The organism is Acinetobacter tibetensis, from assembly GCF_023824315.1.
Lineage (GTDB): Bacteria > Pseudomonadota > Gammaproteobacteria > Pseudomonadales > Moraxellaceae > Acinetobacter > Acinetobacter tibetensis.
In genome coordinates, this window is sequence record NZ_CP098732.1 from 1,222,549 (window position 1) to 1,248,226 (window position 25,678).

The following is a 25,678-nucleotide window of genomic DNA, read 5'->3' on the forward strand; positions in this document are numbered from 1 at the left end:
TCCATTATTTAGATATCCATAAATTAAACCCCGCATAGCGGGGTTTTTTATTGCCTGAGGAAAAGTTATGGCAGCAGCTTCACTGGGCAGACTAACCCTGGATTTAGTCGCACGAATTGGTAGTTTTACTGAGCCAATGACAAGAGCGGAACGTCAAGCAAGAAATTCAAGCAATAATATTGCAGACAGTTTTAGCGTTGCAACTGTGGCTGCGACTGCATTAGGCGCGGCTGTCGCAGGAATTTCAGTAGGTGGTTTAGTTGCTTTTGCTAACCAAACGATTCAAACAGGCAGTGATATTAAGAAATTTGCACAATTAGCAAATACTACTTTTAGAGATTTCCAATACTACGCAAAAGGTGCTGAAACCGCAGGTATCTCAATGGAGTCTTTTGCAGACAAAATGAAAGATATGCAGGATCGCATTGGTGATTTTCATCAATCTGGCGGAGGTCCTTTAGCTGACTTTTTTGAGAATATTGCCCCATTGGTTGGTGTAACTATTCAACAGTTCCAAAAGTTATCTGGTCCAGAAGCCTTGCAGCTTTATTATGACTCTCTTAAAAAAGTAGGCGCCACTCAAAATGACATGAAGTTCTATATGGAGGCGATCATTTCTGATTCCTCTTTATTGATTCCTTTGCTAGAAAATGGCGGACAGGGCTTCAAAAAGTGGGGGGATGCTGCTGAACGAGCAAACGCAATTTTGTCGGATGACATGATTCAAAGTCTAGCATTGGCAAAAGAGAATGTTCAGTTATTAAATTTACAATGGGAAGGTTTGCAAGCCACTTTTGTGAATGCTGTAGTACCAGTGGTTCAAACTGTTTCAGACAACATGGATAATGTCAAAGCTGTTGCGCTGGCATTGACGGCAGCTATTGCAACAAAGTTGGTTATTCAGGGTGTAATTTTAGCGGGCACATTTACTATGGCTGCAATTCGTGCCGGAGTAATGGAAGTATCATTGATGGCGCTTCAAGGTAGAGCTACAGGAACTGCGGCCAGCATGGGCATACTTCGTGGGGCAATGGCATTTCTTGGTGGACCAGCTGGTTTAGCCATGCTAGCTGTTCAGGGGATTGCTGCTGGGGCAGCGTTCCTATATATGAAGAAGTCTAGCGATTCTTTGGATCCATCTTTAAGCACACAGGGTAAATCGATTGCTGAATTAACAGCAGAATATGAAAAGCTGGATGCCACTCAGAAGCGTGTACTCACTCGAAAAGCAACTGATGAACTTAATGAGGCTAATAAAGTTTATCGGGAACAAAAGAATGAGCTACTAGGACTTATAGATGCAGTTACGCGCAATTCAAAAGTTTCTGAGAAGGATCGAGGTACCGCTGCGCAACTTTTTGAACAGTATCGACAAGGTAAAATCAGTTCTAACGATTTGGCTACTGCTGTAAATAGCTTGGCTACAGTAAGCGATGCTGCGAAATCAAGTATTGATAAAAAGGCAGAGGCTGTTGGTAAAGAGTCAGATACAGTCAGTAATGCCCAATCTATCCTCGATGTGTATAACGGTAAAGTCAAAGAAAATACTAAAACAAATCGAGAAAATGCTAGATCTATTAGCGATCAAGCTAGTGCATTATCACTTTTGACTCAAAGGCAACGAGAGGCATTAAAGGACATTCAGGATCAGGTTGCTAAAGCCAATTATGTTGACGCCAACATGGCTGCTGGATGGAGCCGAGAAAGGGCGGAATATTTTGCCGATTATCGTCAAAATGCTGGGTTGAGTTTTACAGGAGCTTCATTATCTGCTCAAGAAATTAAACAAGTTGAGGCAGGCTATAAGCTTCAACAACAAACCAAGGCGCGGGAAGAATCTGAAAAGAGGATTGAAGAAGCGAAGCGCAAACAGATTGAGCAAACCCAAAAACAATATTCCTACAGCGGATCTGAGTTGAAGATGTTGCAAAAAGTAGCTGAGCTTAATGCAAAGCACAATTTGAATGCGATCGGCGCAACGAATGGCATCCCAGAAAATTTGCTTGCTGCAGTTATCGCGCAAGAATCTAAAGGGGATGTGAATGCTAGAAGCCCAACTGGTGCTAGAGGTCTATTCCAGGCAACCAGTATCTTTAGAAAGCAATATGGGTTGTCTATAGCAGACTCTTACAATATTCCAGTAGTAGCAGAGGCGGCGGCTAAAGACTTGGCTGCATCATATAAAATTTTCGGAAATTGGACTGATGCTGTTACTGCATTTAACGCTGGGGTTACAGGAACTAAAAATCTTTTAGCAAAAGGATTTACAGGATCAGCAGCCAAAACCAAAGAAGCTAAGGGATATGCACCTTTGGTTGGTAAATGGCTTGCTGGTTTAAATGGGACAACTGCAAAGGGTTCTAGCATCTTGGATGGGGATGCAGCGGAAAATGTCAAAGCCTGGGGAGATTACTGGGCTGAAATTGAAGCAATCAAGGCTGAGTCACTGGAGCGTCAAAAGAATGTTGCTCAAACATACTTTACCGAAGAGCAACAACTATCAGCCGATAATGAACAGAAAATCAAAGATATTAAACTGGCGTTTGCAGGTGATCAAACATCTATTGATGAGTATCTTAAACTTCAAAAGATCGCTTATCAAAAGGATGTTGCTGAGTTTGATATAGCGTTAAAGCAAAAAAAAATCAGTGCTATAAATGCTTATAAACAAATGCAAGATGGCATTAAAGGCTTGTCTGGTAATGCTGATAATATTTTTGCCAAAGCCACTATGTCGCCAACGGACTATGCGAGTTGGTCTTTAGCAAATGATCGAGACAATGCTAAGGCATCACTAAAAAATCAGCATATCGGTGTTCAGCAAGACATAATGGCTGCACCAACAGATGTTTATGCAACTGATGACGATCGTTATGTTGCGTTATTACAAGCGCATCAAGAATATCGAGATGGGTTGGCAGCTATTGATGTTCAGTATGATCAGCAAGTTAAGGATCTAGCTCAAAGTCAACATGATACCCAAATGAATATTTGGCAGGATTTATTGACTCGGACAGGGACCATCTTTAACGATATGGCTGCGATGGTAAAAGAAACATCTGGTGAATCAAGTGCTGCTTATAAAGCTATGTTTCTGGTAAACCAAGGTATTTCAATGGCACAAGCTATGATTAATACGGAAGTTGCTGCAACTAAGGCTATGGCAGAAGGTGGTTATGTGGCGGGTATTCCTATGGCTACAGCAATTCGTGCACTTGGTTATACGTCAGTAGGTTTAATTGCTGCTCAAACAATTTCAGGTATGGCTCACAACGGGATTGACAACATTCCTAGCGAAGGCACTTGGTTGTTGGATGGTGGTGAACGTGTGCTGAATCCACAACAAAACAAAGACTTAACTAATTATTTGGCAAATCAGAATTCAAGCGGTGGGGGTGATGTAAAAATTCAAGTCAACATCACGGATTCAGGAGTGAATACTTCAGGCGGCAATTCTCAAGATCAGAAACAACTTGGACAAATGATTGGTCATGCTGTTCGGGCAGTGATTCGTCAAGAACAACGGCAAGGGGGATTATTAGCAAAATGAGCAACCTTAAATTTATATGGAAACAAGACCTTGAAAGCAACTCTCAGACATCGACATTCAATGTGCTTTCAAGTCAATTTGGTGATGGTTATGAGCAGAATGTCTCTGTAGGAATAAATAACTGCAAAGGTCAGTGGAACTTTACAAAAACTGGAAAAAAGGCTTTGATTCTCGAAATAAAGGCCTTTTTTGATACCCATAAAGGCGCAGATTCATTTTTATGGGATTCACCTTTGGATGGTGAGGTTCGCGTGAAAACGGGGGATTACAATCCAGTATGTCTTGGTGGTGATAATTGGCGAATTTCAACCACCTTTACCCAAGTCTTTTACCCTTAAAATTTATTCAATTTCATGCCCTGCTTAGTCAGGGCTTTTTTGTGAGCAAATTATGGCTAAGCAAACAGTTAGTTTGGGCACAGCTCCCACTGGCGCAGGCGGAGATACGTTCCGATCAGCTGCCTCCAAGCTTCAAGCAAATGATAATGAACTCTATGCCGCATTAGGTGGTGCGTCTGGTACATTGCCATCCGCATTACCCATCGCAAATGGTGGTACAGGTCAAACCACAGCTTTGACTGCATGCCGAGCTTTGAGAGTTTGGAAGGGTGAAAGAGCTGTAGATATTGATTTAAATACAATAATCGAACCTGGATTCTATGGTAACGATACTTTTGCTTCGGGTTTGGTCAGTAATAATTTCCCCGTTTCAGGTCAAACTGGGTCACTTCAGGTTTTGGATATATCTGGGTCGAATGGTTATAGAATCCAGATTTATAAAACTGCAACAACCAATGAAACCTATTCACGTATTACAACAAATTCAGGAACCAGTTGGTCTGCATGGAAGCGAGCTATTGATGCCAATGATGCAGTTTATCAGCAGTTAGTTTCTAATGGTTTGGGGGCTGGTGGGTTTTCATTAGGAGCAGTAGATTTAAATACTTTGGCAGCGCAAGGTTTTTTTGTGGGGCTACAAAACCAAAGTACTGCTGCAACGGCAGCAAAAAATTATCCGACTACAGCATCTCAGTTCATTCTTGGATTTAATATTAAAAATGCGACTGAGCATGAAGCACAGTTATCTCTTTGTACTTCAACGAGTCAGATGTTTTTTCGACGTAAAAGCTATGGTGCAGCCTATAGCGCTTGGTTTGAATTGAAAACAACGGCAAATACAACCGTTGACGGCTCTGGTTTTATCAAAGCTGCATCACCAGTGGTCAAACTCTTCAATGATCACATTGAATTAAATGATGATGCTCAAAAACAGCCTATCACGTTCGAAAAATTGGGTATTGGGGATTACCTGGTAAAAGGTTCACTCGGTCTTGCCCAGGAAGGTTGGTATATCGAAGTCCCAAAAGATGCTAATGGCAATACTGTTGTCGCGGTTATCTATACCACCTTAGAAAATGGCGACATTTCAGTAAAAACCCATAAGCGTAAGTTTGATTTTGAACTGGCTGCAGTGGTGCCAGATTTAGATAATCCTATCGATATTCCTGATACCCGTTGGATCGATCTGCGCTTACATGAAGAACCTCAACTAGAGGAAGCGATTGATGACACTGAACAGTGATTTTCAAAAACTCTATGTCGATGGATTAATTACTCTGTATGAACTTGATGCCAGCCAATTAGGAGCTGGTATTTTACGTTTTCATGGGTATATTTCTTTTCAAGATTGGGAACGTATCTATACCTCAATTGGATCAGCCGGATTGATAGGTTCAGATACTGGCTCCATTGGTAAAGTCTTTGATGTAGGTTCTGAGAAAGTTTGGAACCGAAATATTTTCTGGCAGGGTCAGAGCTTTGAACCTTTACCACTTGAAGTGACGGGGCTAGAGATGCGTTCCGATGGTAAAGCATCGGCTCCGTCCTTAACGATGGCCAATAATATTGCAGGGGTACAAAATGCCGTTTCTGCATATTGTTTACAGTTCAATGACTTTGCTGGAGCCAAACTCAAAGTTATTCGCACTTTAGCGAAATACCTAGATGCGGAAAACTTTAGTGCAGGCAACAGCAGTGCTTCGAATGAGGCCAGTGAACAGCTTTGGTATATCGAGCAAAAGACCTCAGAAAGTTCAGCTCAAGTCTCATTTGAACTATCCAATCCAATTGATTTTGAAGGTCAAAGAATTCCAGTCCGTCAAATTACCAACATGTGCCACTGGTGCGTGATGGGCAATTATCGTGGTGAAGAGTGCGGCTATACAGGTGCAGCCATGTTCACTGATAAAGATCAACCAACGGATAACCCTGCATTAGATAAATGCGGGGGACGTTTAAGTTCCTGCAAGTTACGCTTTGGCAGTAAACCTTTACCGATTGGGGGTTATCCAGCAGCCAACTTAATTGGGTGAATTATGCAATTATCAACAACTATCAAACATGCCGTTATAGAGCATGCAGCACAGGTGTATCCGCAAGAATGCTGCGGTGTCATCGTGAGTGGTATTTATCTACCATGCCGAAACGTCGCTGATGATTTGAGTCAATTTGAAATTCATCATGAAGACTTAGCAAATGCAGAAGACATGGGTGAAATTGAAGCCTATGTGCATTCACATCCGAATGCCAGTGCGCGAGCATCTGAACTGGATTTAATCCAAATTGAATTGCACCAAAAGCCGTGGGTGATTTGTGCCTATCCAGAAGTTGAATTTCAGGTGTATGAACCATTTGGTTATCAACCTGCTTTGGTAGGGCGTAATTATTACCACGGTTGGCAAGACTGTTATGCCTTGATCCGTGATTACTACCAACGTGAACTTAAGATCACACTGCCAGACTTTCAACGTATTGATCGTTGGTGGGAAGATCCAGCACATGCGTCACTGTATTTGGACAATTTTACAAAAGCAGGCTTTTATGAAGTGGATACTTTACAGCGCGGTGATGTGCTTATTTGTCGCGTGGGTCGTACTGAACACCCTAATCATGCTGTTGTGTTTCTTGCTGATGATGGCCAGCTCCGGTCAGAACAAAGTGAACCCTGCATAGGCTCAGCACTCATTCTGCATCACCCTTATGGACGTAAATCGGTACGTGAAATTTACGGGCTACAGTGGCAAGAACGTGTGGTCAAGATAGTGAGACATCGGGATGTTAAAAACCATTAAGTTGTACGGCATTCTTGCAAAGAAATTTGGCAAACAATTCAAACTGGATGTGGCCAATACCCGCGAAGCGATGCGAGCTTTATCTGCACAAGTTCCTGGCTTTGAAAAGTTTATGTTACATGCACATGAGCATGGTCTGGGCTTTGCAGTGTATCAGGACAAACATAATATTTCAGAACAAGAAATTGATATGTCGACTGAGGCAGCAGTCATCAAGATTGTTCCTAAAGTTATGGGTGCGGGAGGAGATAATGGCATATTGCAGATCGTGCTTGGGGTAGTCTTAGTTGTAGCGGGTTACTTTACATTCGGTGCAACCTCTGCCTACGGGATGGCCTTAATCGGTGCAGGGGCAGGGATGGTGGTCGGTGGTGTTGCGCAAATGTTGATGCCAAAAGTGAGCAATACACAAGACAATAATCAGGATGGCAATAAAGCCAATATGGGCTTTAGTGGTGCAGTGACCACAGTGGCACAGGGTAATCCAGTGCCTGTGTTACGTGGTCGTCGTGAAGTTGGCGGTTTTATTGTTTCAGCAGGGCAATATCCAGAAGATCAAATCTAATCATCTTAATTTTTATGGGCGCTTTAAGCGCTTTTTTAATGCTTGGGTAGGCGTATGAATCGAGTGGTGCAAGGTGCGAAAGCGGGCAGCGGTGAAGCGAGAAAGTCTGTCATTGCTACAGACTCGGCACAATCCAAAACCTTTATTAAAATTCTCTATGGTTTATCAGAAGGGCCAATTAAAGGCTTGGTTGATGGCATACGTTCAATTTACCTAGACGATACCCCTTTACAAGATGCCAATGGGATCTGGAACTTTGAAAATGTCACGGTTGATTCACGTCTAGGCACTAACGATCAAACGTATATTGAAGGCTTTCCAGACATTTCTTCAGAAACGGGCATTGGGGTTGAGCTTAAATCCAGCGCAGCATGGGTCAAAAGCTTTACCAACCTTGAACTGGATGCACTCCATATCCGTTTACGTTGGGGGCCACTACGCCAACAAAATATAGACAATGGAGATGTCAGCGGCATCACTATTCTCTATGCAATCGATTTACAAACCGATGGTGGGGCGTGGACCGAAGTTTTAAATACTAAAATCTCCGATAAAACCTCAGCCAATTATGAGCGTTCACATCGTATAGATTTACCCAAAGCCAATTTTGGTTGGCAGGTTCGTGTCCGTCGTATTACTCCAAATTCAAGTTCAGAATCGGTCAGTGACAAGATGTACGTACAGGCAATCACTGAAGTCATTGATGCCAAATTACGTTATCCCAATACAGCCTTGTTAGGTCTGCAATATGATGCAGAAACTTTTTCCAACGTAGCGAAAATGGCTGCTGAATGTGAGGGTGTAGAAATTCTACTCCCAAGCAACTATAACCCCGTATCGCGTGAATATACGGGACTGTGGGATGGTACATTCAAACGAGCTTATAGTAATAATCCTGCTTGGCATTTTTATGATGTGTGTGTCAGTAAACGCTATGCACTGGGTGATCGTATTAATTCAAGCATGATTGATAAATGGTCAATTTATCGCTTGGGTCAATATTGTGATCAATTGGTTCCAGATGGAAAGGGTGGGCAGGAACCACGGTTCACTTTGAATGTCTATGAGCAATCCCAAGATGATGCCTGGTCTGTGCTCTCCAAAATGGCAGGGGCTTTTCGCGCCTATATATATTGGGACGGTCAAGCCATCGTTTGTGATGCTGATATTCCACAAGATACTTATTTTACCTATACCGCAGCCAATGTCATTGATGGGCATTTTGAATATTCAGGTACGCGTGCACGTGATCGGCATACTGTTGCGAAAGTCGCATGGGATAATCCAAACAACCGCTATAAAACTGAATATGTATTTGTTCGGGATGAGGCAGCGATTGCACGCTTGGGGATTCGTATTGCTGAAATTGCTGCTTATGGTTGTACCAGTGAAGCTCAGGCGCAACGTGCAGGGCATTGGGCACTTAAATCTGAACAGTATGAAACGCGCACAGTGACGTTTAAAGTCGGACTAGATGGATTTATTCCGCGCCCTGGTAAAGTCATTGAAATTGCAGATCCTTTGTTTGCTGGTCGAGCCAATGGTGGTCGTATTGCTGCAGTCAGTGCAGACCTCAAAAAGATCACTTTAGATCGGGATGATGTGATTTGTCGTGCAGGTGATCGCTTAGTGGTTAATGGTGAAAACGGTAAAGCACAGGCACGTATTGTTCAATCGATGACGGGCCGTGTGATTACTGTAGTATCTGCATTTGAATCTGTCGCAGCACAAAATGTTTGGGTTGTAGATGCGCAAGACTTGGCAACGATGAAGTTTCGTGTAATTTCAATTACCCAGGATGATACCCATCAATTTACGATCAATGCTTTGCAATACAATGCATCGAAATATGATGCGATTGATAACGGGGCATTTATTGATGAACGGCCAATTTCGATTATTAATCCGAGACTTCAAAACCCTGTCGCTTCCGTAACGATCAGTTCTGAACAAATGGTGCAGCAAGGTTTAACTGTTGCGACGATGATCATTACTTGGCCACAAGTTGAAGGTGCAACCAAGTATCAAGTGGAGTGGCGCAAAGATGATGGTTCCTGGTTAAAGTTGCCGATCACTGGGAATAACTCAGTTGAGGTGCAAGGGATTTACACGGGTAACTATCAAGCGCGAGTTGTTGCAATTAATGCCTTTGATATTGCTTCACTGGCCACCTATTCAACATTAACAGCACTGAAAGGAAAGCAGGGTAATCCACCTAAACTGGCGTTTATTACTGCGACAGGCATCTTGTTTGGTATGCATTTGAAGTGGGGCTTTCCTGCAGTGGGTGCTTTAGATACTGCTTATACGGAAATTCAGGTTTCACCCGATGGGATCAGTAATATTGCTCAGCTTGGATTATTTTCATATCCGACCACCACACATACGATTCAAGGCTTACAGCCAAATTTAACCCAGTTTTATCGGGGACGTTTGATTGACCGCATTGGTAATATTGGGGATTGGTCAGACTGGACAAATGCCACCACGTCAGCAGATGCATCAGCAGTACTGGATATTCTGTCTGGGAAAATAACTGAGTCGCAGCTTCATCAAGATTTGCAAACCAAGATTGATCGCATAGATACCGTTGAGGGTGATATTGCAGACATTATTCAAGCTGTTAATAACGTTGAAGATGGTGTCACGCAAGAACGGACTGAACGTATATCAGGTGATCAAGATGTATTGAATCAGTTAACAATCTACAAGGTGAGTAATAATCAGGCTGTTGCAGCAGTTGTGGAAGAGGTTGACACTCTTGCGGATCAACAAGTGATCATGTCATCAAAAATAGATGGAGTTTATGCACAAGTCAATCCGTCATTGATTGGTGATGATTCAATGTTGATTGGTTCTACCGCAGGTTATGCAGGGGTTTGGTCTGAACAATCTGCACGAATTGAAGAGGATATTGCTCAGTCACTTCGAACTGATTCTGTAATTGCACAAATGGCAGCGAATGATGCGATTTATCAAAGCCAAATCCAAGCCAATGCCAGTGCAATCGCTGCGAATGTCTCTGCCACAACAATTTTGCAAACTACAGTAGGGCAAAATACGGCAAGTATTCAAACACAGCAGCAGTCAATTAATGGCATCAACCTGCAATACACCTTGAAGCTTGATAGTAATGGTTACGTGGCAGGTATGGGCGTGATGAATGATGGTAAAACATCAAACTTCATCATCAATTCAGATATGTTTGCGTTAGGAAATCCCGCAGGTTCCGTGGGGACGACTTACCCATTCATTTTTAGAACCACGCCTTATACAGATCCATTAACTGGAACAGTCTTCCCGGTGTCTGCCTACATGAAGTCGGCAATGTTTGACTATCAATCGGTCAAAACATCACATATTGAAGATCTGGCAGTGAAAACAGCGAAGATTGATGCTTTGGCTGTGACAACCGCAAAAATTGATAATTTAGCGGTGACTGAAGGGAAAATTGCGAATCTTGCGGTTGATACCCTCAAGATCAAAGACAATGCGGTGACTGTGCCTGTTTCAGCATTTGCCGAAGCAGCAACGACAGTGGGGACCGATTACATCACCATTCAAACTTTGGCTGTTCCATCAGATATGGGACATACCATTTTGACTTTTGGTGCTGTATTCAGTTTTACCTCTTATACATCACAGCAGCGGTTACTTTGTCGTGTCCTGAAAAATGGCAATGTCGTATTTGAAGATTTGGAAGTTCATTTTGTTGATTATGATTCAGTGGGTGTAACTTCTGACAATAGTGGCCAACATCAACATAGTGTGAGTGTCACAGTTAATGGTTCGGCAAATGATGCAGGGAATCATTCACATTCATTTAGTGGTAGTACTGGTAATTCATCTGCCGGTTCAGTGGCTAACTCTTTCCACAGTCATAACTACAATGGTTCAACAAATTCAGGAGGCTCACATGGTCATAACTTAAGTTTGAATGCAAATGCTTCAATGGGACTTGATGGTATTCATAGTCATAATATTACGATTCGTGGTAGTGCTCGTAGTGCCGGTACATTGAATATATCAAGACATGATTCAACGGGTATCGCGGGAACATTCCAACTGCAGCTTAAATCAGGCTCTGGCGGGAATGTAAGTGTTTCACAACGATATATACATGCAATGACAATGAGGAAGTGATGGCTTATTTTGCGGTATTTGATATAGAGACAGGCAGAATTGAAAATCTTGTTGAATGTCCTGAGTTCCTGGCGAATTCAATTCACTTGGAAGCTAATCAGGACATGATCCAAGTTGAGTCTCAAGTCTCAGCAACACAATACCATGTGGTTAATCGAGAGCTTTATAAACTGGTTTAAGAAATTTGATTGAGTGATGGCACCCAGTAGGGTGTTTTTTATTGCCGAAAATAGGGGGTAGGTGTGTCTGATAGTCAGCAAATTGTAGATGCATCAGCAGCAATTGCAACAAGTAAGGCAGCAACGTATGCGGGGTCTGGAGCTGCAGGCGTTTCCGCATGGATGGGATCAATCGATTGGGGGTTTTGGGTCAGTATTGGTATTGCAATAGCGGGTTTTGCAATGAACTGGTACTTCGCCAAGAAAAAAGATTTACGTGATGAAATTGAACACAAGGCATATTTAGAGAGTCTTGAAGGAAAGTGTGATGCAGAACAAGACTAAAATTTCAGTCGCAATATTAGCAGCTTCGGCTGCTTTTTTTACGTCTTTAGAAATACACGAAGGCTATTCGGCGAAGCCTTATAAAGATACTGGTGGAGTTGTGACTCAGGGTATCGGTTCAACAGTCAAACCGAATGGCCAATCGATCAAAATGACCGATCCACCGATTACGCGCAAAACAGCGATTGATTGGGCAAAAACGCATGTGGCCAAAGATGAAGTTGTTTTCCGAAAATCTATGCCTGGTGTGAAGTTGTCTCTAGTGGAATATGACGTATATCTCGACTTTACTTACAACTTTGGCCAAGCCAATTGGAATCAATCTTCAATGCTCCGCAACTTGAAAGCGGGGCAGTACGTTGCCGCTTGTAAGTCGCTTTTGAAGTGGAAGTATGTGGCCAAGAAAGATTGCTCAATTCGTAAGAACGGCTGTTATGGCGTTTGGGTTCGTCAGCAAGAGCGTTATCAAAAATGTATGGAGGTGCAGTAAATGCCGATACTTATAGCCTTATGGAAGTTCAAATACTGGGTCGCATTCGCGGCCATTTTTATTTTATGGGTGTTGCAAATTGCATACACTAATCACTTAGCTGGACAGTAAAAAGACTCAGGCATATTTATCCGGATGCTAAAAGTGCACAAGTTGCCGCGCAGTCTGCCTTGGATTCAGCCAAACGTGGAGAGGAAACCTTAAGTCTGACATTACCAGGTAATCCATTACTTTCTGCGGAAATGCCCTTAGAGATCAGTGAGGTTAGAGATGGGATAAATGGTTCATGGATGATTGAACAAGTGACTCATACGATTGATAAGTCACTTGGGTATAGCTGCGGGATAGAGGCTGTAAAAGAGATTGAATAATTTTTCTATTACTGTATATTGTATATATACGCTATACGAATGGATGCTAAAGCTTGATTAAGAGTTTTAAACATAAAGGTCTTCAGGCTTTTTTCCAAACTGGTACAACAGCAGGTATTCAAGCAGCGCATTCTGCCAAATTACGTTTAATCCTTGCAGCATTACATGCTGCTTCCACAGTGAATGATCTAAGAACTCCACCCAATTGGCGATTGCACAAGTTAAGTGGAAATCTACAAGATCAATGGTCGCTGACTGTAAACGGTAATTGGCGGGTAATTTTTAAATTTGAAGATGGTGATGTCTACATTGTGGATTATCTGGACTATCACTAAGCCTTTCAGCGCAGGAGTACTAAGATGAATATGATGTTCAATGCACCACATCCTGGTGAAATGTTACGGGAATATATTGGTGAAACTCCTGTGACGGAGGCGGCTCAAGCACTAGGCGTTACTCGTGCAAATCTTTCTCGTATTTTGAATGGTCATACTGGTATTTCAGCAGATATGGCAATTCGTTTAAGCGAGGCTTTGGAAACTTCTCCAGAGTTTTGGTTGAATTTGCAGATGCAGTATGACTTATGGAATGCCAGCCAACGTCAGCGACCAGTTATAAAGAAATTGGTTCAGGATTTTGCATAAGTAAAGCGCCGTGAGGCGCTTTATCTTTTCTTCTTCGGGCACTTTGTACCATATCCACCCAGCAAGCAGTCACATGCTTTACCTCAAGCACTGCCAGAAGAAGGCTATTTTAGTAGAAATTGTTAGACGAAAAATATTACTTTTTTGAAAAATATAAGAAATCAATACTATGATCTATTATAAATTATTTGACCTAAGTTCTTTATTCAGAAGCAAAAATATGTGAAGATAAGCAGGCTAAATTTGAAAAGTACTTTTGAAATGAATTACAAACTACTAAATTATTTTTTTATTATAAATACAAATTATGTTACGCCTGATGCCACCAATACACAGTTGATTAGGCAGTTCATGGATCTATTCATAGAGCAACATTTCTTTCCGAGAGTACAAGAGGCTCAAACTTTTCAGTTCCAAATGAATGGTAATAATCAGCCTAAAACCGTGATACGTAAAACTTTGGGTTTGATTAGCTTGGATAATCGTTGGATTATTAACTTTCTACCTGAACAAATCGAAATTGCATATAATAGTGATTTGGAAAGTGATGATATCGGTGTTTGTGATTTTTTAAATAAAGTGAAAGAATATTTAAGATTAATTAATAATGTAACTAAGCTTAATAATATTTACAGATTGGGATTTGTAGTTAATTATTTTTCTGAAGGGTTGAATATCGAATATAATCAAGCTCATTTCCCAAGTGAATCATTAAGTGATGATTTGGTTGAGGTTCAGCATAATAGCGTTAAAAGAAAGAGTATTGATGGTATTGATTTTAATATTGTAAAAACACTTGGATATTATAGTGAAGCTGAAATTAATTATATAAATGGTACCAAAAAATTTAAAGGGAATGTTAAAAAGATAGATGTTAATACTGTTGTAAGTGAAAATAATAAATTTTCACTAGATATTATTGATCTTTTGTCAAATGAAATCTTTAGTGATACATTATAATTATGCGTAACAAGTATATTATATCTTCTGATGAGAAATACTCATCATGTCTATATGAATCGACTAATCAACTGTCTAAGTTTATAACTACTAATCATAGTTATGAATCAAGTGGTGATTTTTCTAAATTTAGTCGAAATATGAAGTTCGAATCTAGTAATAGAATAAGTACTTCTAGTGTAAGTAAAATAAGTACTACTGATTTGGTTAATTACATTGATGGTTTTATTAATCACTCTGAGGTTAATTACAATGAGCTTTATAAAATTCAATTGAAAAAGAAATTTGAACCAATCTTATATAAATCATTAAGGGATCCATTTGTTGAAGATGAAGAGTTATTAAGTTTAAGTTATGAACTAAAGCTGCATTTAAAGCTTAACTTTGATGTAACATCTAATTGGTTAAGTGAGTTTTATTTAAGTAATTTATCTAAGGAAAATATACTTAGTAACTTATTAAGATTATTAGCACTTATTGAAGGTCATTTACTAATTTTTTCAATCGTTGTAATGATCGCTCAAGCCGTTTCTATTAAATTTATTCAAGTTAAAAGGAGCGCACTGCAGCTTTTGGAAAGTTTAATATTAGAAGGAAGAAATGATGCGTATAGTCTTCTAAATCAAATGGATGTAATTAAACAGCCTAGGTTGGAAAAATATAGACAAGCAATTCTTGCTGATAATAGAAATTTAATGGTGTAAGAATGGTTTATTTTGTTAGACGGTTAAATTCTGATGTATGGCCTGAAGATGAAGAACAGATTAATATTGCTCTAGGTAATTTTGATGAAATTAGTGCAGATCCTTTTTCTAAATGCCTAAAAACACATAACAATACCTTATCCTTATGGAAGGTTAGTTCAGATGGTGAGGTTAATAAATCAACTCTCGCTAAATCAATAATTGCTTTAGTTACGGCTCCGAATCAGAAAACACTATCACCTCTTGATGTTATTTATTTTTCTGACAATGATTTAAAAGAAGATGAGTTATTAATTGAGCAAACAGATGGTGAAACATCTATCCCTGATTTGGTGAATACTCACTTTGATATAATTGGCATTAATTATAAGAAGCTTGAAAATGTAGGTAGATTAGTATTAAAAACGTTATTGAATAATTCTATTGAAAGTTTCACTAGAAAGGAAGTAATAGATTTATTGAACTCATATTTAGATGAAGATATTGAGAATAATTATAAGAATATTAACGAAAATATTTTAATATTTATGGGTGAAATAACACAAAGAAAATTGGTTAATACTGATTTTTATAAAGATTTAAACTGTAAGTCTTTTTTAGATTTAAAAATTACAGTGTTAAATGACCTTTATAGTAAAGATAAGTTATTACTTGATGAGAAAATTCATCAACTTCCTCCTCGGGAAAAATCGGCTTTTCGTATTGATGTGAATCAAAAAGCTAATTCTAAAAAGGAATATAATGAATTGATTGATTTTGTAATGGAAAGAACTAATTAATTCAAGTTAAAAAAGCACCTCACGGTGCTTTTTTTAATCCCTAAAACTCTCACCTCTAGGAATAGAATACCAATAACGAATCTTCTTTCCATCGTTTAAAGTTTCAATATTGATTAGCTGGTATTCAGGATTGTCATAAAAAATTCTTGAGATCATTTGCTCAACACGTGCTGTACGCTCTTGTAACGGCTCTTTTGGGTAATCCTCAATGCAGTTCACATCATTAAAATAAATAGAACGACCAGATTTTCCCTCTACTTTAGATTTGAAACCTAAGTCCATTAGTTCAAGCATTGCCGTATTTAGCGATAGATTATTTTTTTCGGCATAGTCCATTAGTGATTCATATTGTTCCTGAGGCATACGGACTTGTGTACGTTTCCAATCATCTTGAGAAACTGCTCTCCCAGTTTTATTTTCAGCCATTATATGTGCTCGTAAATACATTTGACATGATAATAACACTATGAAATACTAAACTCAATGACAAGATAATCATGTCATTAAAGCTTAAATAAAAACGCCCCGAACAATCTTGGCGGATCACGGGGCGAGTTATCAATCTTCATAGAGAGAAAACTGATATGAACAGTCTATCATTTAACGCAATACAATTTCATCCAATCCAACGAAAGGATGATCAAATTTGGATTACATCTGCTGAGTTAGCAAATGCATTAGGTTATAAGCAAGCAGATGCAGTAACCAAAGTATTTAACCGTAAGTCTGATGAATTTACTTCCGATATGACACAGATGATTGAGAATCCTCAGACGCCCAATTTGGGCGTACGGGTTTTTTCACTTCGCGGTTGTCATTTAATCGCTATGTTTGCAAAAACACCAGTCGCCAAAGAATTCCGCAAATGGGTACTCGACGTACTGGAAAATGAAATACAGCATCAGCAGATTGATACTCGAGTAAAAATCAACTCAGAGCAACAAGCCATACTTAAAGAAATTGTCGACCGACGTTGTGAGGGCAGCACAAAGAAACGTACCGAACTCTGGGCTAGACATAACAAGCACTTTCGCATCCCACGTTATAGCGAACTCTTTGCCATCCACTTTCAAGACGCAGTGGACTACCTAGAAACCATGCAAATCAAAGCTAAAGGGGACATTCATATAGATGAAAACCAAACTATAGAAATGCTCTGTGGTCATGCTCGGCTGTTTCAAGCATGGTGGAATACCCATAGCCCAGCACTGGCAAAGCTCAATCCACAACTGGTCTATATGCTGCATGACAATATGTTCTATATGACCTATGCCATATCGGATCTATGCAAAAAGTACAATGTAGAACTGCCAGCGTATGACTACCAACACATGTTTGAGCTGAACACTTTACCGCATGAAAGGTACAGCCTAATCAAGTAAAAATGACCGCCTGAAAGGGCGGTTTTTTATAATTGCGTTATAGCTCTGGCAAAGCAATTTATAAGATAAATTTGCTATTAAGAATTTTAGGGAAAGGGCTAGAAAAGTTGTAGAGAAATGATGCTCTAAATCATTGATTTTATTGGGTCTAGTTGGGTAAATTTTTGACTAAAAAAAGCTCAAAAATAACCTATCAAATTGTTATATTCCAATGGCTTATATTAGGTCATAGCTTGATATTGACATCGTAGAGGTCTCCAGTTCGAGTCTGGATATGCCTACCATATATTTATCAAAGGTTTATAAGCGAAAACAGTAGCTTATAAACCTTTTTTAATGCCTTTCATTTGCTTCACCTCCTTTAATTGCTGTATTTAATTCTGCTAATAAAGCTCATTTTGTGTCAGGATTTGTGGCAAAAATACGGTTGGAACGCGTTCAATAAAACATTGTGCTCAATTTTCATATAACTTCGCTAAGATGGTGGGTACATATGAAATTACTTAAACCTAGGTAGCGTGGCAGTAGTAGGTCCGTATCTATTATGGTCTACGGTAAAAGAGCATAACCTTTTGGGAATTTACTCTTCAAACCATGAGCATCATTGAAAGTCTGACATTATGAGTAAATAAATTGGGTTTGTAACAGGGGGCTACAAAACATAAAGCATACTTTGAGGAAAAAACTGAGTAAAAATCACATAAATAATCAGTCGTTCTAAATATCTAAAGCAAAATTATGTTTTCAAACTAGTATTTCTATAATTGGACCGAATAGTAAAATTTAATAAACAAAATGAAACAATATCTGTTCAGAGTGAAAGGAGTTCTTCTTTACAGCCTAATATCAAAATGCTAATAATCATAATGATTTATCTAGAATAAATTAATCACTTAAAGGAGACCTAAAGTGATGAATAGAATAGATTTAAAATTAATAAAAAATGGTACAGGAGAGGAGTTGGTTTTAAAATATTGTATCGTTCAGTCAATAATGATTACTAGTAAAGACATAGAAATACCCGTTGAAGAGGGAGATTTTCTTTACCATTCATTGCCCGATGGAATTGTTGAAAAATACGTAATAGATGAAGTGATTTCAAATAAGAATACAAATCCACATTACGAAATTTATGTTTCAAAACTGAATTAAATTAATTGTTTAAACGACCCACAATGCTCAGATGATGAAAATTATCTGAGCATTTTTTTTGAAAGAATAACTCTAAAAAACATAACTGGGTTGGTTTAACCTTTCTTATATGAAATGTTCACAAGTAATCTGTAAAAAAACTTTTGTAAGAGGGGATGCGACAAATCACAAAGGATGATCTGAGTGATGAAAGCTGAATAATAAGTACAAAAGCAAAAAGCCAACAACGGCAATTCTTGGTTTTTAATTTCCAACCTTTAGATGAAGTAATGATCAAAAATATGAGTCATTACGATACGAAATATTAGTTAAGCTTCTAGGTGCAACAATCGAAGCTAGCAACTTAAAACCAGCAAGTTTTGTGAAAATATTCTGGAATCTCACTTCTATCGCAATAGTCTTAATAGTGACAAACATACTTCTAAATATAGTTTTTATTTTATGTAGGGCTATAAGAATGATGAGAAAACTAGCTAAAAATAAGGAATTACGTATTTGGCCGCATATAGTTTCCTAATATCTTACTTGGAGTTTGGACAGCTCAACTTGCATCGATGCATTCAGTTATTGATATTTAAAACATTGTAAAGTTTAAGGGAAGTTACAAGCAAACTGATCAAGAATTGATTGATCGTCGTATAATATAAAAAGTTATTGGCTAATGATTCGAGAATAAAAATGACAACTAAGAAATTACACTGGTACATGGTTAACTTGAATTTTTTACAAGATAGCAATCCATTCCCTAAGAATCATGTCGTATTCCTTTCAATGGAGGAGAAATATGAAAACATGAATGCAGCCATGGTGAAGCATTTTTCGATGCTAGGAAAAGATTGGCTAGAGAATAATGGGCATCCACAAATTATGGACATATTCGCAACGTGTATTACTTATTTAGGGTTTATGTCTAATGAAGAGTTTTATGCGGAATAATGTATATCGTTCATAGAGATTATTTTAATTGGACGATCTCTAAATCTCTCTTGTAATTGACGTGTCGAATGTGTTCATTCGATGAGCTGTATTGTATTTGGACCTCATCTGATAAGACCATTCCTTCAATCATGCAGTTAAGTTGAAAGTATTCGCTGCTGTTCGATATTTATATAGCCTTAAACACAATATCGTGTGCAGCCATCGAGAGAACTATACTGTAGTGGGATCAATTTAAAGTCTATCGCCTGATAGTGAGCGTCTATCCTGAATGAAAATTATTTTATGACAGAGTTTTTTAAAATCAGTTTGACTTGATGAGTGGATAGCACCTTATAGATAGTCACTAAGAGAAATAGACTTGATACAGTCTTATCAGCTCTATTGAACGTCGAGTACCAATATTTCTAGCCGAGCGCATTTCAAATATTAAGGCTTCTAGTTCCGCATTGACTCGAGTATTCAGAAACTTTAATGGATATTCACTCTGGGCATTTAATCTATAAAGACCTTGCGCAGAATATTTTTCCCACCACCTGCGTAACATTGGTCTAGAAATGTACATCTTTGACAAACCAGACCTACATTGGTGATCTCTTTAAATAATTTAACCCATACAAATCGTGGTTTTATTTCTGTATTCATAGACACCAATCATATTGAAAGAATGTCTATGAATCACACAGATAATAATACTAAATTTAAAAAATACATATTTTCAATCAATTACACATATATGCTAACTGAATTCAGTTACTCGGCAATCTTGGCATTCCTAATATTATCAACATTTTTATTCATTAAATGTCTTACTATATTTTTGAACATTATCTCTTGAATAAAGCTAAGTTGTTGCTGGTGTTGGTTATAATCGAGTAGTGAAGTTTCTTTAAGATATTGTTCCATAATTTATATTCCAAATCTAAAGTTAGTAATTGAACTCAAAACTATGGAGTAAGTCTAAAGTCAAGGTGAAGCAGGACAATAGTTCCTGACTAACTAGATATGTTCAAACGTAAGTCTATTTAAGAAATTAATGTTTTTAACAATATGTGTCCGTATATTGCCACTTATAAAGGATTTAACTATTTTTTGGATGGGGGAGGGGCAGCTCAGGAACAACATGATAATAAGCTTATGTTGTTGTTAGGATAAGTTCAAAATTGACACATAATCACACCGAATTTCATGTGCTAAAGTGAATTATGTTTCTTTTATTTCCGAAGATTACGTAATCCCGACTCAGTCCATTGGGTGAATTTTTAGTAAACAATACACGAATAACTATGATCCAGTCTTTGTGTGAGAGCTTTAAATACAGAGCAGTGGAAGTTTTTTAGCTAAGATATTGAATAGAAATAAGATATAAAAAGACTTTTTCATGACCTTAAAGTAAATTTAAACTATCTTCAATCATAATGAACTATCAAAATGTTAAAGGGTAAATTAAGGTGCTGATTGGTCAAAAAATTGTGTACAGAAGCGTAAAATTTCAAAAATATATCATCCAGTCATTTAAAAACTATATTTGTGCTAAATAGATTCTATTTTCCCTAAACAAAGTGAACTAGAAAAAATTATAGTGTATATTTTACCAATAATTAAAAAATTTATTTTATTATAATGAAAAAGTTCCTTATACCCGTGTTTCTATTGATGGTCTGTATCTTAGGCTTGAGTGTATATTACGAATCTGAGAGCAGGCAAAAGCAAGAAATTGACCGTTTGATAAATGAAGCACACAGTTCGTTACAGAAAATTGAAGCAGATGCTCAATCAAAAAATATTTTGAGAAAAAAAGATCAATAGCAGTATGAATTCATTTTTGTAATTAAAGATTTAAATTTACTTGTATCTCGTTTTTTTAGGTTTAGTCGCTGTCGTGCGTAAATTCTAGAAACAACGTGAAAATCAATATGTTATAATCCACGCCGAATTTAAAGAAATGTTTATGTTTTTTATTTAAGCTATTGATTTAAAAAGTATAAGTATCAAAGCTGCATAATTTATGCAGCTTTTTTCGTTTACTTGTATGAGGGAGTCTTATGTTATGCAACAACAGCTTCCTTATTTAGCTTGGAAAAAGCATCAGATATTTGGCATACCCATTGCTTTAAATTTCGAGAATCAAATGGCAAAAAGTTTAATTTTTAGCCCAATTCGGAATTTTGGCATAATGTTTTTTTACAGGGGCTAGGTCATGACGACTCCTAATCCATCTTCAGAAAACGTACTTGAACGCTTATTTAAACTAAGCGAAAACAAGACGACTTTTCGTACTGAAGTTCTTGCAGGTGTAACCACATTTTTAACCATGTGTTACATCATTATTGTTAACCCAATGATTTTATCCGAAACAGGGATGGATCATGGAGCTGTCTTTGTCGCAACATGTCTCGCAGCAGCGATTGGCTGTTTAGTGATGGGGATTATTGCGAACTATCCAATTGCTTTAGCACCTGGTATGGGACTTAACGCCTACTTTACCTATTCTGTTTGTATGGGAATGGGTGTGCCGTGGCAAACCGCTTTGGCAGCAGTATTTGTTTCTGGTTTAGTTTTTATTGCCATTAGCATGTTTAAAATCCGTGAAGCGATTGTCAATGCAATTCCAATGTCGCTTAAGTTTGCGATTGGCGGCGGTATTGGTTTGTTCCTAGCGCTGATTGCGTTAAAGAACTCAGGCATTATTGTTGATAATCCAGCAACATTGGTTGGTTTAGGTGATCTTAAGCAACCCACAGTATTGTTGACGTTGTTTGGATTCTTAATGATTGTGGTACTACATCAGTTTAAAGTACGTGGTGCGATTATCATCAGTATTTTGGTACTGACTGCAATTTCTACCATGATGGGGTTAAGCGAATTCAAAGGTGTTGTAGGAGAAATTCCTTCAATTGCACCAACATTCTTACAGATGGATTTTGAAGGCTTATTTACCGCGAGTTTAGTGGGCGTCATTTTTGTCTTCTTCTTGGTGGACTTATTTGACTCAACGGGTACTTTGGTAGGTGTCGCGCATCGTGCTGGCTTACTACAAGATGGTAAATTACCTCGTTTGAAAAAAGCATTATTTGCTGACTCAACAGCTATTGTTGCAGGTGCAGCATTAGGTACGTCATCAACAACACCATATATTGAATCTTCAGCAGGTGTAGCAGCAGGCGGTCGTACAGGTCTTACTGCTGTTGTGGTTGGTGTGTTATTTATCTTGTGTTTGTTTTTAGCTCCATTAGCACAATCTGTACCTGGTTTTGCAACAGCTCCTGCATTGTTATTTGTGGGTGTGTTGATGATTCAGGGGATTACCCATATTGAATGGGATGATATTACTGAAGCTGTACCTGCATTCTTAACTATCGTATTTATGCCATTTACATACTCAATTGCAGATGGTATTGCGATGGGCTTTATTAGCTATGCGTTAATTAAATTATGTACAGGCAAAGCTTCAACTGTTCCTTATATGGTTTGGATTGTTGCAGTGCTTTGGGCAATTAAATTTGCATTTTTTGGTGGTTAATACCCACACCAATGTTAAGGGTGTAAACTTGTTTACGCCCTTTTTTCTTTTTAAGGATAAGGTATGAATCAACTTGAGCTCATCCGTGCTTTACCAAAAGCGGAATTACACGTTCATATTGAAGGGACTTTTGAGCCTGAACAGATGTTTGCAATTGCACAACGTAATCAGATTGAAATTCCTTACAAATCAGTTGAAGAAGTCAAGCAAGCTTATAATTTTCATAACCTGCAATCCTTCCTAGATATTTATTATGCAGGTGCAAACGTACTGGTGCATGAGCAGGATTTCTATGATTTGGCTTGGGCATATTTCGAAAAATGTCATGAAGATCGCGTCATGCATACAGAAATGTTCTTTGATCCGCAAACACATACCGATCGTGGGGTCGCATTTGAAACCGTAATTAATGGTTTACAGCGTGCTTGTGATGATGCTCAAACCAAATATGGCATTAGTTCACGTTTAATTATGTGTTTCTTGCGCCATTTAAGTGAAGAAGCTGCATTTGAAACATTGGCACAAGCCATGCCATTTAAAGATCAAATTATTGGTGTTGGGTTGGACTCTAGTGAAGTTGGACATCCACCTTCAAAATTTGAACGTGTCTTTGCCAAAGCACGTGAAGCAGGTTTCTTGGTTGTTGCACATGCGGGTGAAGAAGGTCCAGCAGAATATGTTTGGGAAGCTTTAGACTTACTTAAAGTCAACCGTATCGATCATGGTGTACGTTCAGAAGAAGATCCTGCTTTAATGCAGCGTTTAATTGCAGAGAAAATGCCGTTAACGGTTTGTCCACTCAGTAACTTAAAGCTGTGTGTAGTTGATGATATGGCACAGCATAACATCCGCCGTTTATTGCAACAGGGCGTGCATGTTACAGTGAATTCAGATGATCCATCTTATTTTGGTGGTTACATGAATGACAATTTTGTTGCCATTACTGAAGCATTGTCTTTATCAAATGATGAGTTGAAAAAGTTGGCTCAAAATTCCTTTGAAGCATCATTTATTAGTGATGCTGAAAAGCAAAAATGGATTGCAGAAATTCAAAGTTTGTAATTCTTTTGATATAAAAAAACCGCACGTGATTGTGCGGTTTTTTTATGATTTCGTTTTACTTAGGTTGGCGCGTCATACTGCTGAGCACACCATCTTTATCAATAAATTGATGCTTTAATGCAGCAGCAATATGTCCGATAACCAATAAACCTGCTGCCCAAGACAGATAGATGTGTAACGGTTTTACAATTTCCAATACATCATAGTTTTCTTCTAGAAGGCGAGGAATCTCAAACATATATAAAACAGGTGCAGGATGACCTGCACTCCAACTGAATAAACACCCCGTGATTGGTAAGGCAAGTAGCATTAGATATAAAGCCAAATGCCCAAGATGTGCCAATACTTTCATTGTTGGCGACATGCTATCAGGTAGTGAAGGGGCTGGATGTGTATAACGCCAGAAAATACGGATCATGACCAAAAAGATAATGGTCGTAGCAATGTTTTTGTGTAAAGTGATGACGTCACCTTTGAAGCTACCATCAGTCTCATAGCTTAAAAAGTTTCCGCTATAAAAACCAATGATCCAAGCGACAATAAAAATAATTGCCATTAGCCAGTGTAATACTTGTGCAGTGCGCGTGTAATAGGGTGTTGTATTTTTCATAAAGTATGAATAAATAGGTTGAATAATTTTTATAATCTTACTGAAATTAAAAATACAAGAAAATGCAGATTCTGCAACGATGCGTATATTTGTTGCAACGCTGATTTTATTTGCTAAGCTTTTGTTGGTAAATTATGCAAACAATTGATCATCAGCTTAATCAGGGCTTTATATTTATGGGTGTTACGGCACAATAGCCCTACTTTAAATTGATCACCAAGGTAATATTGTGAAAAAAAGATTAGCTGCATTGGCACCTGTTATTTTAGTACTTACTGCTTGTGCTACCACAGAAACAGCAACAACCACTGCGACAACAAGTCAGCAAGTGGGCATGGCAGCAATCAAAATTGCAATTAATTCAAAATGCGTGACAGAATTAAATAATACACCTGCTTGGAAAACCGCTACACAACTTATGACTGCGGAGCAAAAACAAAATATTCAAACGGATATTTGTGGTTGTGTGAGCGAAAAAGCACCACAAAATGTGACGACTTTGGATTTAGCAACTGCTGCAATCGATCCTACTGCAAGAGCAACGATTGTTAACCAAGTTGTATCTGAAACTGTGAATGCTTGTGTTTCAGAAGCATTGAAGAAATAAAGTCAAAGATAAGAACGAAGCTGAATTTTCTCGGCTTTGTTCTTAAAAAAATAATTTTATATTTTCTTGTAATTTTAAGTCGTTTTCAGGTGATCAAACCGTTAAATTAACTATGATGTTATTCAACTAAAATGGTAAATACATGCATAAGAATAAATTTTTTTTAGCGCTTTCAGCAGTCTTTGCTTTAGCTGCTTGTAGCACCGTACAAAGTAGTGAGCAAAGTAATTTAAAATTGGGGACTTCTGCAATTCAGTTTGCTGCACAGACCAAATGTAATCATGATATTGATGACTTTGCTGCTTGGAAAATTGCAAGTAAATTAATGACAAAGTCCCAGAAGAAAGAAAAGAAGACCCAGATTTGTAAGTGTGTAGGAAAAAATGCACCCACTGTACTATCACCTTCTGAATTAGCGCTTGCTGCGGTGGACTCTAAAGCAAGAACAGCTTTAACAGGTGTTGCAGTGGCGAAAACTATGAATGCATGTGTGTCAGAAGTGGTAAAATAGTTTGGTATTCCATTGACTTTGATTGGCTGCTGAAATGCAGCCAATTTTTTGTGAGT

The 25,678-nt window shown here is 38.3% G+C and carries 26 protein-coding genes; 23 read left to right on the plus strand and 3 right to left on the minus strand.

All coding sequences use genetic code 11. The features are described 5' to 3' along the window. Window positions 1-67: 67 nt before the first annotated feature. From M5E07_RS05995 to M5E07_RS06070, 16 genes are all read left to right on the plus strand, one after another. A complete protein-coding gene (locus M5E07_RS05995) occupies window positions 68-3,550 on the plus strand; it encodes a transglycosylase SLT domain-containing protein (RefSeq protein ID WP_252222983.1) in 3,483 nt (1,160 codons plus the stop codon). Continuing rightward, window positions 3,547-3,888 (plus strand): phage tail protein, encoded by a 342-nt coding sequence (locus M5E07_RS06000; protein WP_252222987.1) that lies wholly within the window; start codon window positions 3,547-3,549, stop codon window positions 3,886-3,888. The genes M5E07_RS05995 and M5E07_RS06000 overlap by 4 nt, the downstream gene beginning before the upstream one ends. 52 nt (window positions 3,889-3,940) lie before the next feature. Further along, window positions 3,941-5,131, plus strand: coding sequence for a pyocin knob domain-containing protein (locus tag M5E07_RS06005; protein ID WP_252222990.1), 1,191 nt, complete (start codon window positions 3,941-3,943; stop codon window positions 5,129-5,131). Beyond that, window positions 5,115-5,921, plus strand: coding sequence for a phage minor tail protein L (locus tag M5E07_RS06010; RefSeq protein WP_252222993.1), 807 nt, complete (start codon window positions 5,115-5,117; stop codon window positions 5,919-5,921). Before M5E07_RS06005 ends, M5E07_RS06010 begins: the two co-directional genes overlap by 17 nt. Before the next feature lie 3 nt (window positions 5,922-5,924). Beyond that, the gene (locus M5E07_RS06015) at window positions 5,925-6,680 is read left to right on the plus strand and encodes a C40 family peptidase (RefSeq protein WP_252222996.1); all 756 of its coding nucleotides are present in this window, start codon (window positions 5,925-5,927) and stop codon (window positions 6,678-6,680) included. Continuing rightward, a complete protein-coding gene (locus tag M5E07_RS06020) occupies window positions 6,664-7,245 on the plus strand; it encodes a tail assembly protein (RefSeq protein ID WP_252223000.1) in 582 nt (193 codons plus the stop codon). The genes M5E07_RS06015 and M5E07_RS06020 overlap by 17 nt, the downstream gene beginning before the upstream one ends. A 54-nt stretch (window positions 7,246-7,299) precedes the next feature. Beyond that, entirely contained in the window at window positions 7,300-11,388 is a 4,089-nt protein-coding gene (locus tag M5E07_RS06025) for a TipJ family phage tail tip protein (RefSeq protein WP_252223003.1), read from the plus strand. Continuing rightward, window positions 11,388-11,567 (plus strand): hypothetical protein, encoded by a 180-nt coding sequence (locus M5E07_RS06030; RefSeq protein WP_252223006.1) that lies wholly within the window; start codon window positions 11,388-11,390, stop codon window positions 11,565-11,567. The genes M5E07_RS06025 and M5E07_RS06030 overlap by 1 nt, the downstream gene beginning before the upstream one ends. Before the next feature lie 63 nt (window positions 11,568-11,630). Then, window positions 11,631-11,891 carry a holin gene (locus M5E07_RS06035; protein ID WP_252223009.1) on the plus strand — a complete coding sequence of 87 codons (261 nt, stop codon included), beginning with the start codon at window positions 11,631-11,633 and terminating at the stop codon, window positions 11,889-11,891. Continuing rightward, a complete protein-coding gene (locus tag M5E07_RS06040; RefSeq protein ID WP_252223012.1) occupies window positions 11,875-12,381 on the plus strand; it encodes a lysozyme in 507 nt (168 codons plus the stop codon). Before M5E07_RS06035 ends, M5E07_RS06040 begins: the two co-directional genes overlap by 17 nt. 170 nt (window positions 12,382-12,551) lie before the next feature. Continuing rightward, window positions 12,552-12,752, plus strand: coding sequence for a hypothetical protein (locus M5E07_RS06045; protein WP_252223015.1), 201 nt, complete (start codon window positions 12,552-12,554; stop codon window positions 12,750-12,752). Between the two features lie 53 nt (window positions 12,753-12,805). Then, window positions 12,806-13,087, plus strand: a complete 282-nt coding sequence (locus tag M5E07_RS06050; protein ID WP_044738568.1) for a type II toxin-antitoxin system RelE/ParE family toxin — start codon at window positions 12,806-12,808, stop codon at window positions 13,085-13,087. Window positions 13,088-13,111: 24 nt separating this feature from the next. Continuing rightward, complete coding sequence (locus tag M5E07_RS06055) at window positions 13,112-13,396, plus strand: HigA family addiction module antitoxin (protein ID WP_201706383.1); 285 nt, start codon at window positions 13,112-13,114, stop codon at window positions 13,394-13,396. Between the two features lie 243 nt (window positions 13,397-13,639). Then, entirely contained in the window at window positions 13,640-14,356 is a 717-nt protein-coding gene (locus M5E07_RS06060; protein WP_252223018.1) for a hypothetical protein, read from the plus strand. Between the two features lie 140 nt (window positions 14,357-14,496). Beyond that, complete coding sequence (locus M5E07_RS06065; RefSeq protein ID WP_252223021.1) at window positions 14,497-15,060, plus strand: hypothetical protein; 564 nt, start codon at window positions 14,497-14,499, stop codon at window positions 15,058-15,060. A gap of 2 nt (window positions 15,061-15,062) precedes the next feature. Then, window positions 15,063-15,839, plus strand: a complete 777-nt coding sequence (locus tag M5E07_RS06070) for a hypothetical protein (protein WP_252223024.1) — start codon at window positions 15,063-15,065, stop codon at window positions 15,837-15,839. 33 nt (window positions 15,840-15,872) lie between these two features. Here M5E07_RS06070 and M5E07_RS06075 read toward each other — a convergent pair whose 3' ends face one another. Next, the gene (locus M5E07_RS06075; protein ID WP_252223027.1) at window positions 15,873-16,265 is read right to left on the minus strand and encodes a hypothetical protein; all 393 of its coding nucleotides are present in this window, start codon (window positions 16,263-16,265) and stop codon (window positions 15,873-15,875) included. A gap of 158 nt (window positions 16,266-16,423) precedes the next feature. Here M5E07_RS06075 and M5E07_RS06080 point away from each other — a divergent pair, with 158 nt between their 5' ends. The 3 genes from M5E07_RS06080 to M5E07_RS06090 all read left to right on the plus strand — a co-directional run bounded on the left by M5E07_RS06080 (window position 16,424) and on the right by M5E07_RS06090 (window position 19,309). Then, window positions 16,424-17,221 (plus strand): BRO-N domain-containing protein, encoded by a 798-nt coding sequence (locus M5E07_RS06080; protein WP_252223030.1) that lies wholly within the window; start codon window positions 16,424-16,426, stop codon window positions 17,219-17,221. Between the two features lie 912 nt (window positions 17,222-18,133). After that, complete coding sequence (locus tag M5E07_RS06085; RefSeq protein WP_116763258.1) at window positions 18,134-18,373, plus strand: hypothetical protein; 240 nt, start codon at window positions 18,134-18,136, stop codon at window positions 18,371-18,373. Window positions 18,374-19,051: 678 nt separating this feature from the next. Continuing rightward, the gene (locus M5E07_RS06090; protein ID WP_252223033.1) at window positions 19,052-19,309 is read left to right on the plus strand and encodes a hypothetical protein; all 258 of its coding nucleotides are present in this window, start codon (window positions 19,052-19,054) and stop codon (window positions 19,307-19,309) included. A 753-nt stretch (window positions 19,310-20,062) separates the two neighbouring features. Here M5E07_RS06090 and M5E07_RS06095 read toward each other — a convergent pair. Continuing rightward, the gene (locus tag M5E07_RS06095) at window positions 20,063-20,215 is read right to left on the minus strand and encodes a hypothetical protein (RefSeq protein ID WP_252223036.1); all 153 of its coding nucleotides are present in this window, start codon (window positions 20,213-20,215) and stop codon (window positions 20,063-20,065) included. A gap of 1,294 nt (window positions 20,216-21,509) precedes the next feature. On the opposite strand from M5E07_RS06095, the gene M5E07_RS06100 reads away from it, so the two are divergent. Both M5E07_RS06100 and M5E07_RS06105 read left to right on the plus strand, forming a co-directional pair. Then, the gene (locus M5E07_RS06100; RefSeq protein WP_252223039.1) at window positions 21,510-22,832 is read left to right on the plus strand and encodes an NCS2 family permease; all 1,323 of its coding nucleotides are present in this window, start codon (window positions 21,510-21,512) and stop codon (window positions 22,830-22,832) included. Between the two features lie 63 nt (window positions 22,833-22,895). After that, window positions 22,896-23,894 (plus strand): adenosine deaminase, encoded by a 999-nt coding sequence (locus M5E07_RS06105; protein WP_252223042.1) that lies wholly within the window; start codon window positions 22,896-22,898, stop codon window positions 23,892-23,894. Window positions 23,895-23,949: 55 nt separating this feature from the next. Here M5E07_RS06105 and M5E07_RS06110 read toward each other — a convergent pair whose 3' ends face one another. Further along, entirely contained in the window at window positions 23,950-24,504 is a 555-nt protein-coding gene (locus M5E07_RS06110; protein WP_252223045.1) for a cytochrome b, read from the minus strand. A 229-nt stretch (window positions 24,505-24,733) separates the two neighbouring features. Here M5E07_RS06110 and M5E07_RS06115 point away from each other — a divergent pair, with 229 nt between their 5' ends. Together M5E07_RS06115 and M5E07_RS06120 are read left to right on the plus strand one after the other, a co-directional pair. Next, a complete protein-coding gene (locus M5E07_RS06115) occupies window positions 24,734-25,111 on the plus strand; it encodes a hypothetical protein (RefSeq protein WP_252223048.1) in 378 nt (125 codons plus the stop codon). Between the two features lie 142 nt (window positions 25,112-25,253). Then, window positions 25,254-25,622: a hypothetical protein gene (locus M5E07_RS06120; RefSeq protein WP_252223051.1), complete on the plus strand. Its 369-nt coding sequence runs from the start codon at window positions 25,254-25,256 to the stop codon at window positions 25,620-25,622. Window positions 25,623-25,678: the final 56 nt, after the last annotated feature.